Below are 11983 nucleotides of genomic sequence, written 5' to 3'. Positions count from 1 at the left end.
GTAGGTCTATGACCGATGATGACGGTAGTTCTATACGAGGGTATGAATGAGCCAATCACGCGCAACACAGCTTTCTGTGCCAGTGAATCAGCACGACCACGTCGATGGGGTGGTCGATGCAACCGTCACACTCGTCGAATACGGTGATTACGAATGTCCGTACTGTGAAGAGGCACATCAGGCAGTAAAAGAGCTGAGACGGACGCTGAACGAAAGGGTGCGGTTCGTCTTTCGCCACTTTCCGCTCACGCAACTACATCCGCATGCACAGCGAGCGGCAGAGGCGGCAGAAGCGGCGGCGGAACAGGGGAAGTTTTGGGAGATGCACGACCTGCTTTTCGAGCATCCAAGCGAGATAAGGGAGGCGGAGTTACAGGATTTCGCGGCAACCCTCGACCTCGACCTCACCCAGTTCAACGACGAACTCGCGATGCACACCCACCGTAGCCGAGTTCGCGAGGATATCATCTCCGGCGCGCAGAGCGGGGTCATCGGGACGCCGACGTTCTTCATCAACGGCGAGCGCTACGACGAGCAATGGGACGTTGCCCCGCTTCGAACAGCGTTAGAAGATGCGATGTGATATCCACTGGAACACAGGGAACTACACCAGATTTATAATACATTTGATGAATGGGCTATTCTGTTCGACGAACGTACCCCGGGCAAAACCAATCATTGAAATACACGATATAGCTGAAACAATAATTGTAAAAGTTGGACAGTCCCTACGATAACGGAGACGAATGGCGACACAAACGCTCCCGGAAGCAGTCCGCCCTCGCGCGAAAACTTACTTCGGCGATGTCGCACCTGCACACGATTGGCACCACGTCCAGCGAGTCGCCGCCCTCGCCGAAACCCTCGCTGAAGAACACGACGCGAACGACCGAATCCTGTTCGCCGCGGTTTGGCTCCACGACATCGGCAGAGGGCACGAAGATCGCGGCGAAATCGACGACCACGCCGAATGGGGTGCGAGGGAAGCGAAGTATATTCTCGCCGAGTTCGACGTATCCGAATCCGAAATCGAGGCCATCCAACACTGCATTCGGGCACACCGCTTTTCGAACGACGTGGAACCCGAAACGACCGAAGCAAAGTTGCTCTCCGACGCGGACAATCTCGACGCGCTCGGCGCGGTCGGAATCGCGCGCAACTTCTGTTTCAGCGGCGAACTCGGCCAAACGCTCCACGACCCCGACCTACCAATAGAGACGGACGACACGACTTCCGGAGCCACGGCGATGAACCACTTTCACAAGAAAATTCTCCGACTGCCTGACCGGATGTACACCGATGCAGGTTGCCGAATGGCCGAGGAACGCGGTACGTTCGTGGAAGACTTTATCGAGCGGTTCGAACGCGAAGTCACCGGCGAAGCTTGAAAATCATTTTCACACCTCCGACGAATGGGAACTCATGGATGCGGACGAACGGGATTTGTCCCCCGACGAAGCGTTCTCCCTCCTCGGGAACGACACGCGAATCAGAATCATTCAGACGCTCTGGGAGGCCGACGAACCGCTGTCGTTTTCCGAACTGCACAACCGAGTCGGCATGCGCGATAGCGGGCAGTTTAACTACCATCTGAACCAACTCGTCGGCTTGTTCGTCCGGCAGAAAAACGGGAAGTACGAACTCCCCTTCGCCGGATTTCGAGTCATCGGTGCAATTCTCTCGGGAACGTACACACAACGCGCTGAATCCACGACGTACGAACTCGATTCTCTCTGCGTCAAATGCGAAACGAGGTTGGAAGCGGAGTACGACGAGGAGGTGGTGAGCGTTTGTTGTCCAGCCTGTGACGAGCAGCGGTCGGAGTTCGGATTTCCGCCGGGTGCGTTCGAAGACCGTGAGGTTACGGAACTGCCGCGAACCTTCGAACGCTGGCTTCGTAACGTGTTCTCGATGATGGCCGACGGTGTTTGCTTAAACTGTTCGGGACGAACCACCAAGTCGCTCGTTACCGAATCGAAGTATTTCGAACAGGAAGCGGAAGTCGGCGTCGAATTCGTCTGCGAGCGATGCAACGACCACGGGTTCGGGTCAATCGGGTCATACATTCTTCAGCATCCGGCAGTCGTTGCGTTCCACTACGAACACGGCGTCAATCTCCGCCAGCAGTCTGCGTGGGAACTCGAATGGCTCATCGAAAACGAGAGTCGAATCATTTCAGACGACCCACTGCTGGTCGAACTGGACGGTGACGAACTTACGGTGACCGTAGACGATACACTGAATATCGAAATCAATGAGTTGTAATCCAGCGAACAGAATCTCGCTTCGGTAGTTCCTACGACAGAAACGTATTTCTGCGAACATCTATCTGATGAGAGGGTCTGCTTCGTCTCGTGCACTCCCTATTCAAAAATCGGACTTTCACGCGACTCTTTCTCGGGCGCTTGATAACGAACGCTGGAGACAGTGCCTACACTATCGCCGCGATGTGGCTCGCGTTCGAACTCGGCGGGTCGTCGTTCTACACGGGTTTGGCGGGTTTTCTAACCATGCTTCCCCAAGCGTTTCAGTTCCTCGCGGGGCCACTGGTTGACCGCCGGCAACTCCGCCGAATTCTGGTAGGGACGCAGGTTGCACAAGGAATTCTCGTCCTCGCGATTCCGCTCGCCGCAATGATGGGATTGCTCTCCGTGTGGGTGGTTCTGGTCGTGATGCCCATCGTCTCGCTTCTCAACCAGTTCGTTTACCCGGCACAGCAGGCCGCCCTTCCTCGCGTCGTTGAGAAAGAGGAACTGATCGAAGCGAACTCCGCGTTCTCATTTGCCTATCAGGGAGTCGATTTTGTCTTCACGGCCCTCGGCGGCATCGTGGTTGCAGTGGTCGGTGCCGTGGCGCTCTATCTCATCGACTCCGTGACCTTCGCTATCGCGGCACTGGTGTTCGTCGGCGTGCAAATCCCGCCCGCCGAGAATCAGGAACACGACCGCGACGGCGATGGGAAGAACGTCAGCTTTGTCATAGACGAGTATCGTGCGCAACTCGCGGATGGCATCCGCTACGTTCGCGGTTCGGTACTCGTCTGGGTTCTCGTCGGGAGTCTCGTTGTCAACGCCACTATCGGGACGGCACTCGCAGTGCTACCGGCCTACGCGAACACCTACGGTGGGCCGGACACGTACGGATTCATCCTTGCCGCAGTCACCGGTGGAATGCTTGTCGGATCGCTATCCGCGACGCCGTTGAAACGATTTTCGCTGGCGACGTTGAGCATCGGTGGATTCGCTTTTAGCGGCCTTTCGTGGCTTGCCGCAGTGGGGATCGGGTGGCTCCCAGCGACGGTGGCACTGTTTTTCCTCTCGGGCGTTCCAGTTGGTGCAACGAACGTCATCTTCGCCGCGATGATACAGTCCGTCGTTCCCGAAAACCTGATGGGGCGCGTCTCGTCGGTACTCGCCAGCGGTTCCGTTGGCGCGATGCCTCTCGGTTCCCTTCTCGGCGGAATCGGTGGAGACGCGTTCGGAAATACCATGGTCATGACCAGTGCGGGATTCGGATTCATGTTTATTGCCGCCTGTTGGCTGACCCATCCGCTCCTCCGAAGCCTCGCGGATGTCGAAGACCTCCGCTCGGAACGGTACGGATTGACACGCCCGAAACGGGCAGAACCGTCGGAATCCTTTTAGGCGCCACTCTCCTACCCAGATTCAACAATGAGCATGGGTTCGGACATGTACCGACAGCAGATTCTTGACCACTACCGAAGCCCGCGCAACTACGGTGAACTGGACGACCCCCATTTCACCCACGAGGGCGTCAATCCCTCTTGCGGCGACGAACTCGAATTCGACGTGACTCTCGAAGACGACGAGGAGACCATCGAGCGAGTCGCATTCCGCGGCGACGGCTGTGCCATCAGCCAGGCCAGCGCGAGCATGCTGTCGCAGAAGCTACCGGGAATGACTTTAGACGAAGTCGAGGAGATGGATAGGGACGACGTTATCGACATGCTCGGCGTCGAAATCAGTCCGATGCGGGTGAAATGCGCCGTGCTCGCCGAAAAAGTCGTCCAAGACGGCGCGGAGATTTTCGAAGGAGAAGCGGAACTCGACCAAACCACGACCGAGTAATTATCGGCTAGCAGCTCTTTTTACCGATACTGACGTTTACCCGATATGAGTATCGAAATTCGTCCGGCGACACCAACGCATATCGACGACATTCAGCGAGTTGCGGAAAAAGCGTGGTACTCCGCCCACGAACCGATTATCGGGGCGAAAGCGGTCGATGAATTTTTGGAAGAGTACTACGATGCGGAAGCGTTTCGCTCGCTCATCGACGACGATGATGCTATTTTTGCTATCGCGGTAGCGAGCGAATCCGAAACCGTTGGATTCGTTTCCGCTACTCCCAACGACGATTGTTCCACTACGTACCACCTCGGTCGTATCTACGTCCCTCCCGAGCGGTGGGGAAAGGGAATCGGCGGGCGACTTCTCGATTACACCGAACGGAGAGTTAGAGAGCAAGACGGAGAGCGAATCGTGTTGGGTGTCATGGCAGAGAACGAACAAGCTGTTGGCTTCTACGAATCGGCGAACTACGAGCGAGAATCGGAGTTCTACGACGAACGAATCGACGCGCGCGGCTACGAATACGCAAAAGAGATGTAAAAGGAAGAGTGGGGAATCCGTCGCCGTTGCGCGCGAAACGGTGCGGTTACTCGGGTTTCAGACCGGCGTCCTGTACGCGCATGACCGCTTCGCCGTCGGCGAGGTTCGGCGCGTCCACGAGACGGACAATACGCTTGTCGCCCTTCGATTTGCGGAGGTACATCCGGAACGTGGATTTGTGGCCGAGGATGTTGCCACCGATGGGCTGGGTCGGGTCGCCGAAGAACGAATCGGGGTTCGAGGACACCTGATTTGTCACGACGATAGCGGTGTTGTACAGGTTGCCGACCTTGTCGATGTCGTGGAGGTGTTTGTTGAGTTTCTGCTGGCGTTCCGCGAGTTGACCACGGCCGACGTACTCGGCGCGGAAGTGGGCCGTAAGGCTGTCGATGCACACCAGTCGGACGGGCCACTCGCTGTCTTCGTGTTCGCCAGCGAGTTCTTGCGCTTTCTCCGCGAGGAGCATCTGGTGGTTGGAGTTGAACGCCTTTGCGACGTGAATCTTGTCGAGGAAATCGTCGACGAGTTCCGTCAGCGCCTCGTCGTCGCTCGGCGTTCCTTCGATTTCACGGTCGTCCAACGTGGTCTGCAGAACTTCGTCCGAGAGGCCGCGAACCATGTCGTCGATACGCTCCGGTCGGAACGTGTCCTCGCTGTCGATGAAGATGACGCTTCCGCCGAGGCCACCCTGTTCGCGGGGGAGTTGCACGTTCACCGCGAGCTGGTGCGTCACCTGCGATTTTCCGGCACCGAACTCGCCGTACACTTCGGTGATGGACTGCGTTTCGACGCCCCCGCCGAGGAGGTCGTCCACTTCGTCGATTTGCCAGCTGAGTTTGCCGATTCGTTCGCGTCGTTCGAGAACCTGCGAACCGGTTTCGAAGCCGCCGATGTCGGCTTCCTTCCGCGCGGCCTGAATGATATCCGCGGCGGTGCTCTCGCCCACGTCGGCGGTGTTGCTGAGTTCGCCAGGGCTTGCAACTGCGAGGCTCTGATACGAGTCGAATCCCGCGTCGCCGAGCTTTTCTGCTGTCGCCGGTCCAACGCCGGGGAGGGTTTCGAGGTCTACGTCTGCCATCGTACTCCATCCTTGTTCTCACCATCATATAAACCCCCGTTAACTGTGGAGTGAAAGTGAAACTACGTGACTGCAGAGGGGTGGACGAGTTGGAACAACAGAGTTTAGATAGGAAGACGCGCTGCCGTGGCATTCTGTCTCACAGGCGTCGAAGAAAACGAACTCAGTCCCACGGATGTTGGCGGATGTTGTCGGGCCAGAGCGGATACCAGTACTTCTCGTCCGACTCGATTTCGAGTTCGCCGTCGAGATTGCTCTCCAGTTTGAACTCCGCGGCGGAATCCCGGTCGTGGCCGCGTTTGGGTGCGAACGGATAGTACGCTCCTCTGCGGAACGAGTACACCCAGTAGACGTTGTTTCCGTCCTGCTGGAATCCGAAGAGTGCGGCCAATAAGCGCGAACCGTACCCCTGCTCGACGAACGTGTCGGCAGCGAAGTGGAGACTCGTCACAAGGTCTTCGAAGTCGTCGTCTTCGAGGACGACCCACGAGTAGCCGTGGTCGTCCACGTGCGCGTGCGCTTCCGTCCCCGTCTCTTCTTTTCCGGCTTCGAGAATGGCGTGAACGTCGTCCACCGCGTTCTTGAAGTCGGTGCTATCGACTTCCGAAAAACAGAGCGCTGCCATCCCGACCGGTTCGTAGCCGAGGTCGGCTTCCATCGTGACGTAGGCCGTACTCATGCCGAAGAGGTCGTCCGGGTCTGCGTCCCGTCCGGCGTCCGTCTCGGCCCGGATTCCGAGTACTTCGCGGATACCATCCAGTAGTCCCATGCGCGGGTGTACGCACGGGGGGCGCAAAAAGTAGTTGATAAAATCAGAGAACGATATCTCGTGGAACGGGTTCGACACCGTTCCGGTAGGTGTCGGTGAACTCGACGGAATGCGGGCGAAGCCCCCGTAGCGCTAGTACGACTCCATCTCGCGCTCCATCTCGCGGAGTCGTTCGACCCGGCGCTCAGTGCTCGGGTGCGTGCTGAACAGTTTCCCGATGAAACCGCTCCGGATGGGGATGATGAAGAAGGCGTTCATCTCCGCCTCTTCGCGCAGGTCTTCTTTCGGAACCTTGTCCATCCGACCGTCGATGGTCATCAGGGCCGACGCTAGCGCCGACGGTTTGCCCGTGATGGTCGCCCCGCCGCGGTCCGCAGCGTACTCGCGGTAGCGCGAGAGCGCCCGAATGAGGATGTAGCTGACAATCCAGACGACGAACGAGGCGAGGATGGCGACCCAGATGGGCGCCTGATTGCGGTTGTCGCCGCCGCCGCCCAACAACCAGCCCCAGCGAACGACCATGAACGCGATGGTGGAGAGAAGTGAGGCGACGGTCATCACCATCATGTCGCGGTTTTTGACGTGGGCGAGTTCGTGTGCGATGACGCCCTCCAGTTCCTCCTGGTTGAGCGTCTGCATCAATCCCGTCGTCACGCAGACGGCGGCTTTCTTCTGGGAACGCCCCGTCGCGAAGGCGTTCGGAACTCGCTGGTCGCTGACTGCCACTTTTGGTTTCGGCAGGTCTGCCTGCTGGGACAGTCGGCTAACCATGCCGTGGAGTTCCGGATAATCGCTCTCGCTGACTTCCTTCGCGCCCATGCTCCACAGCGTGAGCTTATCGCTGAAGAAGTAACTTCCGAGGGTGAAACTCATCATGAATCCCAAGAACATCAGCTCTTCGCCACCGAAATACGATATCAACACGACGGCGAACACTACGTACAGCGCGAATAAAAGGAACATCGTCAGGCCCATTCTGGCCCGGAGGCCCCAGTCTGCCTTCCATTTCATACGTGGTGTCTAGGGATTCAGACCGTTTAAAGATTAGTCAGTTGCGGGGGAGCGGTATGACACAATCATTTCATACGGATTAATGCGCAAATATTGTGAAGAGGGCCGGAACGCTTACCCACAAACGGACAGTACGGCCTGGTATGTTCTCGTGTGAACCGACGAGGGTATGTCGATGACCGGTACGGTGCTTTTAACCGGTAGTCTCGACCAGACCGGGCGCTGGCTCGCCGTCCATCTCGCCGAACAAGGCTGGGACGTTACGTGCGTCGGTCTTTCACGAGCGGAGTGGAATCTCGAGGGGTACCGCAATCTTTCGTTTCGGAGCGCGGATTTGACCGAACAGGTCGAAGCATCTGAGGTCGTTTCGACCGAAAATCCGGATGCCGTCGTTCACTGGACGGCGCGCCCGTCGCCGGAACGCCACGCCGGGATGCGCGTCTTCGAGAACAACGTCATCAGCGTCTACAACGTCCTGACCGCCGCCGGGCGTGCGGGCGCTCGCGTCGCGTGGGCGTCGAGCGAGAGCGCCTTCGGATTCCCGCTCGCAGACAAACCGTCGCTTCCGGAGTACCTGCCGTTGGACGAGGAGCATCCGCTTCGTCCGGAAGACCCCTACGGAACGTCGAAGGTCGTCGGCGAGGAAATCGGCGCGATGGTCGCCCGACGCCACGGCGTCCCCGTGGCGTCGATTCGCGCCTCATGGATACAGTTCCCCGGCGAGTACGACTGTTTGGATGCGCGGAACGACCTCGCAACCGGCGCGGGAAACTTCTGGTCGTACGTGGATATTCGGGACGTTGCGACGGCCACCGAGGACGCCATCACGGCCGATTTCGGCGGTCACCAACCGTTTCTCGTCAGCGCCGAGGACAACTACCTCGACAGCCCCATCGAAGACGTTCTTTCCGAGTTCTTCGGCGAGGTACCCGACAGTTGTCGAATTACGGGCAGTGATTCGGCGCTTTCGACCGAGAAAGCCCGGTCGATGTTGGGGTGGGAACCCGCCTATTCGTGGCGCGATTCGGAAGACGATGACGTGTCGATATTCGCGTGACGATTCGGTATTCGCGCGAAATAGACCCTTCGCGCGAAGATACGGTTCTACAGGCTTAAAAGTGAGAACGACATAGAACCGCCAATGACCGAGTCCCGCGAATTTTGCCCGAACTGCGGCAACACCATCGAAGTGGATATTACGGAACGGGACTATCCCGCCTCTGCCTCTACCCAAGACCGAAAGCTCTGTGATGAGTGTTACTTCGACCGTTTCGACCTCGTTTCCGCTCCGGAGCGAATCGAAGTTCGCGTCTGCGCGCAGTGTGGTGCCGTCTTCCGCGGCAGACGTTGGGTGGACATCGGCGCGCAGGATTACACCGACATCGCCATCGAGGAGGTGAGCGAAACCCTCGCCGTCCACGTGGATGCCCGCGACGTGTCGTGGCAGGTCGAACCGGAACAGATCGACCAGAACACGATTCGGATGCACTGTTATTTCTCCGGCGTCGTGCGCGGAACCCTCGTGGAGGAGGAAGTGATGGTTCCCGTCATGCTGGCCAAACAGACCTGCACCCGGTGTGGCCGCATCGCGGGCGACTACTACGCCAGCATCGTCCAACTGCGCGGCGTTGACCGGGTGCCGACGCCAGAAGAGGAAAAGCGCACGAAGGAAATCGCCAACGAAATCGTCGCGGAGATGGAAGCGACGGGCGACAGAAACGCCTTCATCACCGAAGTAGACGAGACGGCCGACGGGCTAAATCTCAAGGTTTCGACCAACAACATCGGCAAGAAGATTTCTAACAAGGTAATCGAGGAATTCGGCGGCAACTTCACGGATTCCGAAACGCTCGTCACCGAGGACGAGGACGGCAACGAAGTGTATCGAGTGACCTACGCGATTCGACTCCCGCCGTTCACACAGGGGGACATCATCGACCCGGACGACGACGACGGCCCGGTGCTGGTTCGCAGCGTCCGGGGCAATTTGAAGGGCATCCGAATCACGACCGGGGAGCAGTACGAATCGCAGTTCGAGGACGGGGACGCCCCGGATGCGAAAAAATTGGGACACATCGACGACGCCGAGGAAACCACTCTCGTCACCGTCGAGGACGAGCACGCGGTGCAAGTCCTCGACCCCGAAACCTTCCAGACGAAGACGATTGCGCGACCCTCGTACATGGACGACGACGGTGACGTGGTTCCGGTGTTCAAGAGTCGTTCCGGACTCTACGTGGTTCCTGATGAATGACCTCGCCGCCCTCGTAACGAAATCGGACGCGGAAACCGCGATTGCCGAACTGACCGCCGAAGGAGTCTACGACGACACCCGAAAAGTGCGCGAACACGACGGTGAGACTGTCGAACTACCGGTAACGGACGACCCCGCGGAAACCGACGTTCTGGACGTTATCGAGCAGCCAAGTCCGGAACCCCGACTGCCGGATTTAGAATCGCACCTCCGCACACAAGGGTGGGACGACGACGAACTCGAAAGGGTGCCGAAATCGTGGGCCGTCATCGGGAGCGTCGTTCTCATCCAGTTCGGCGACTGTCCCCGAAAAGAGGAGGTCGGCGAGACGCTCCTCGATTTGCACGGCAAGGCCGATACCGTCCTCGCACGCGAAGGAATCTCGGGTGAGCACCGCGAACCCGAGATAACGGTCGTCGCCGGGTCGGGCGACACGGAAACAATCCACACCGAACACGGAACCCAGTACGCTCTCGATTTGCGGAAAGTGATGTTCGCGCCCGGCAACCAGCGCGAGCGTGCTCGGATGGGAACCGCCATCGAACACGGAGAACGAGTCCTCGATATGTTCGCCGGAATCGGCTACTTCACACTCCCGATGGCCCGCGCCGGAGCGCGGGTGACGGCCGTGGAACGAAATCCGACCGCGTTTCAGTTCCTCCTCGAAAACGCCGTGTTGAACGACGTAACCCAGAATATCGACGCCTATCGGGCGGACTGCCGAGAAATCGAGATCGACGAACCCGTAGAGCGCGTCGTCATGGGCTATTACGACGCTCACGACTATCTCGACAGCTCGCTCGCCGCGCTGAAACCGGGCGGAATCGTCCACATGCACGAAACCACGCCCGAAAATCTCCTCTGGGAGCGACCAGTGAGGCGACTCCGAGAGGCCGCGGAAACCCACGGACGCGAGGTCGAAATCCTCGATAAACGGCGCGTCAAAAGCCACAGCGAAGGCGTCTGGCACGTCGTCGTGGACGCCCGAATCGAGTGACCGAAGGTTTATTTCCCTCGAATAGTTCGGCTTTCGTATGGAAAACCTTCGGCAGAAATTGATCTCGCTGTTCTTCGTCCTGCTAATGTTGAGCTCGGCGGTCGCCTACACCGCTACTCTGCTGTGAGCCAGTAGTCAGCAGACCACCCAGTTTCGCCACCTTCGTAGTTCACTTTCCACCAACGATAGCCGCCCGTATCGACCGGACCGTCCGCGATGGTTCCTGTCGTTTCTTCCTGAACGACGCCGAGTCGTTCCCCGTCTGGGTCCGCCCGGACGGACAGTTCTGAAGTCGTCTCCACGGATTCCCCAGAACCGAATCGCACGTAAAGCACGTCGTCTGCGGAAGCCCAACCGGGAGTTCCACCGAAGTCGAATTGGTACCACTGTACACCATCGCGGACGAGGACGGTTCCGGTGGCGGTTCCGACCGCCCCTGCGGGAACGGCCACGGTTTTCGCGTGTTCGTCTGGCCCGTGGTGAACCGCGTCATCCAAGAGAACGACGGCGTTTTCGCCGGATTCCACGTCCCAACGCCGAATGAATCCCTCGTAGCGACCCCAGTTCCACAGCGACCCTGGGTCGTAGTGGCCGCTGATGCCGCCCGGTTTCGTGCAATCGTTCGGGTTCGGTATCTGATCGTGGCCGATGACGCCGCCTTCCCCGTTTTTTGCGTCGCAGGGCGCGATGTCGTAGCGCCGGACGCGCTTCGGGAAATCGAACTCGGTCGCAGACCACCGGACGATTTTCGCGGAGGCTTCGTACAGTTCGTCGGTGTAGTTCGTGTCGTTGACCCATCCGGAGTGTTCGATGCCGAGTGAGTGCTGGTTGTACGGCCAGTTCCCGGCGTGCCAGCCGATGTCCTCCTCAGCCAGCATCTGCGTGAGGTTGCCCGTTTCGTGGTCTGCGACGTAGTGCGCGCTGACGTTCGCATCCGGATTTTGAAAGTAGTCCACCGTCCACTCCGCTTCGCCCTGCGCCACGTGAACCACGAACCACCGGATGTCGAGATCGGATTCGCGTTCCGCCTCGCTGTAGTTCGATTCGTCCGCCGGTGCCCACTCCATTTCGGGTTTCGTCGCTGGAAGTCGCATTGTTCGTTTCGCATTCGTTTGGCCGGAAATCGCACCTGCGCCCGCAACAGCGCCGATAGTCTTGAGAATCGTTCGTCTCGTTTCGTGCATCGTTCGTTCTGATTCCGAGAAACAAATTGATAAATTAGCTACCTAGTATGCTGGATACG

Annotated in this window: 13 protein-coding genes; 9 read left to right on the top strand and 4 right to left on the bottom strand. The window is 58.6% G+C overall.

The window, feature by feature from the left end; genetic code table 11:
* Nucleotides 1-46: 46 nt before the first annotated feature.
* From LIX15_RS05710 to LIX15_RS05685, 6 genes are all read left to right on the top strand, one after another.
* Nucleotides 47-583, top strand: a complete 537-nt coding sequence (locus LIX15_RS05710; RefSeq protein ID WP_227776531.1) for a DsbA family protein — start codon at nucleotides 47-49, stop codon at nucleotides 581-583.
* Nucleotides 584-746: 163 nt separating this feature from the next.
* The gene (locus LIX15_RS05705) at nucleotides 747-1388 is read left to right on the top strand and encodes an HD domain-containing protein (protein ID WP_227776530.1); all 642 of its coding nucleotides are present in this window, start codon (nucleotides 747-749) and stop codon (nucleotides 1386-1388) included.
* A gap of 34 nt (nucleotides 1389-1422) precedes the next feature.
* Nucleotides 1423-2265 (top strand): ArsR/SmtB family transcription factor, encoded by an 843-nt coding sequence (locus LIX15_RS05700; protein ID WP_227776529.1) that lies wholly within the window; start codon nucleotides 1423-1425, stop codon nucleotides 2263-2265.
* Nucleotides 2266-2354: 89 nt separating this feature from the next.
* Nucleotides 2355-3644, top strand: a complete 1290-nt coding sequence (locus LIX15_RS05695) for an MFS transporter (RefSeq protein WP_227776528.1) — start codon at nucleotides 2355-2357, stop codon at nucleotides 3642-3644.
* A gap of 27 nt (nucleotides 3645-3671) precedes the next feature.
* The gene (locus tag LIX15_RS05690) at nucleotides 3672-4088 is read left to right on the top strand and encodes an iron-sulfur cluster assembly scaffold protein (protein ID WP_227776527.1); all 417 of its coding nucleotides are present in this window, start codon (nucleotides 3672-3674) and stop codon (nucleotides 4086-4088) included.
* Between the two features lie 45 nt (nucleotides 4089-4133).
* Nucleotides 4134-4631 (top strand): GNAT family N-acetyltransferase, encoded by a 498-nt coding sequence (locus tag LIX15_RS05685; protein ID WP_227776526.1) that lies wholly within the window; start codon nucleotides 4134-4136, stop codon nucleotides 4629-4631.
* Between the two features lie 46 nt (nucleotides 4632-4677).
* Here LIX15_RS05685 and radA read toward each other — a convergent pair whose 3' ends face one another.
* The 3 genes from radA to htpX form a co-directional block, all read right to left on the bottom strand.
* Nucleotides 4678-5709 carry a DNA repair and recombination protein RadA gene (gene radA, locus LIX15_RS05680; protein WP_227776525.1) on the bottom strand — a complete coding sequence of 344 codons (1032 nt, stop codon included), beginning with the start codon at nucleotides 5707-5709 and terminating at the stop codon, nucleotides 4678-4680.
* Nucleotides 5710-5872: 163 nt separating this feature from the next.
* A complete protein-coding gene (pspAB, locus tag LIX15_RS05675) occupies nucleotides 5873-6478 on the bottom strand; it encodes a PspA-associated protein PspAB (RefSeq protein WP_227776524.1) in 606 nt (201 codons plus the stop codon).
* Between the two features lie 132 nt (nucleotides 6479-6610).
* On the bottom strand, nucleotides 6611-7489 hold the full coding sequence (gene htpX / locus LIX15_RS05670; RefSeq protein WP_227776523.1) for a zinc metalloprotease HtpX: 879 nt from the start codon (nucleotides 7487-7489) through the stop codon (nucleotides 6611-6613).
* Between the two features lie 175 nt (nucleotides 7490-7664).
* On the opposite strand from htpX, the gene LIX15_RS05665 reads away from it, so the two are divergent.
* The 3 genes from LIX15_RS05665 to LIX15_RS05655 all read left to right on the top strand — a co-directional run bounded on the left by LIX15_RS05665 (nucleotide 7665) and on the right by LIX15_RS05655 (nucleotide 10740).
* Nucleotides 7665-8546, top strand: coding sequence for an NAD-dependent epimerase/dehydratase family protein (locus LIX15_RS05665; RefSeq protein WP_227776522.1), 882 nt, complete (start codon nucleotides 7665-7667; stop codon nucleotides 8544-8546).
* Between the two features lie 84 nt (nucleotides 8547-8630).
* Nucleotides 8631-9743: a 60S ribosomal export protein NMD3 gene (locus LIX15_RS05660; RefSeq protein WP_227776521.1), complete on the top strand. Its 1113-nt coding sequence runs from the start codon at nucleotides 8631-8633 to the stop codon at nucleotides 9741-9743.
* Nucleotides 9736-10740, top strand: coding sequence for a class I SAM-dependent methyltransferase (locus tag LIX15_RS05655; protein ID WP_227776520.1), 1005 nt, complete (start codon nucleotides 9736-9738; stop codon nucleotides 10738-10740). The genes LIX15_RS05660 and LIX15_RS05655 overlap by 8 nt, the downstream gene beginning before the upstream one ends.
* Before the next feature lie 113 nt (nucleotides 10741-10853).
* On the opposite strand, the gene LIX15_RS05650 is transcribed toward LIX15_RS05655, so the two are convergent.
* Nucleotides 10854-11924, bottom strand: a complete 1071-nt coding sequence (locus LIX15_RS05650; RefSeq protein ID WP_227776519.1) for an N-acetylmuramoyl-L-alanine amidase — start codon at nucleotides 11922-11924, stop codon at nucleotides 10854-10856.
* Nucleotides 11925-11983: the final 59 nt, after the last annotated feature.

Source organism: Haladaptatus pallidirubidus, from assembly GCF_020700235.1.
Classification (GTDB): domain Archaea; phylum Halobacteriota; class Halobacteria; order Halobacteriales; family Haladaptataceae; genus Haladaptatus; species Haladaptatus pallidirubidus.
Note: the sequence above shows the minus strand (reverse complement) of the source record. Positions and strands in the feature narration are given on the sequence as shown.

Excerpts from the sequence above, each read along its gene's own strand:
- LIX15_RS05685 (WP_227776526.1), top strand. The coding sequence starts at position 4,134 with ATGAGTATCGAAATTCGTCCGGCGACACCAACGCATATCGACGACATT.
- LIX15_RS05660 (WP_227776521.1), top strand. The coding sequence starts at position 8,631 with ATGACCGAGTCCCGCGAATTTTGCCCGAACTGCGGCAACACCATCGAA.
- LIX15_RS05700 (WP_227776529.1), top strand. The coding sequence starts at position 1,423 with ATGGATGCGGACGAACGGGATTTGTCCCCCGACGAAGCGTTCTCCCTC.
- LIX15_RS05650 (WP_227776519.1), bottom strand. The coding sequence starts at position 11,924 with ATGCACGAAACGAGACGAACGATTCTCAAGACTATCGGCGCTGTTGCG.
- LIX15_RS05710 (WP_227776531.1), top strand. The coding sequence starts at position 47 with ATGAGCCAATCACGCGCAACACAGCTTTCTGTGCCAGTGAATCAGCAC.
- LIX15_RS05705 (WP_227776530.1), top strand. The coding sequence starts at position 747 with ATGGCGACACAAACGCTCCCGGAAGCAGTCCGCCCTCGCGCGAAAACT.
- radA (WP_227776525.1), bottom strand. The coding sequence starts at position 5,709 with ATGGCAGACGTAGACCTCGAAACCCTCCCCGGCGTTGGACCGGCGACA.
- htpX (WP_227776523.1), bottom strand. The coding sequence starts at position 7,489 with ATGAAATGGAAGGCAGACTGGGGCCTCCGGGCCAGAATGGGCCTGACG.
- LIX15_RS05665 (WP_227776522.1), top strand. The coding sequence starts at position 7,665 with ATGACCGGTACGGTGCTTTTAACCGGTAGTCTCGACCAGACCGGGCGC.
- pspAB (WP_227776524.1), bottom strand. The coding sequence starts at position 6,478 with ATGGGACTACTGGATGGTATCCGCGAAGTACTCGGAATCCGGGCCGAG.
- LIX15_RS05690 (WP_227776527.1), top strand. The coding sequence starts at position 3,672 with ATGAGCATGGGTTCGGACATGTACCGACAGCAGATTCTTGACCACTAC.
- LIX15_RS05655 (WP_227776520.1), top strand. The coding sequence starts at position 9,736 with ATGAATGACCTCGCCGCCCTCGTAACGAAATCGGACGCGGAAACCGCG.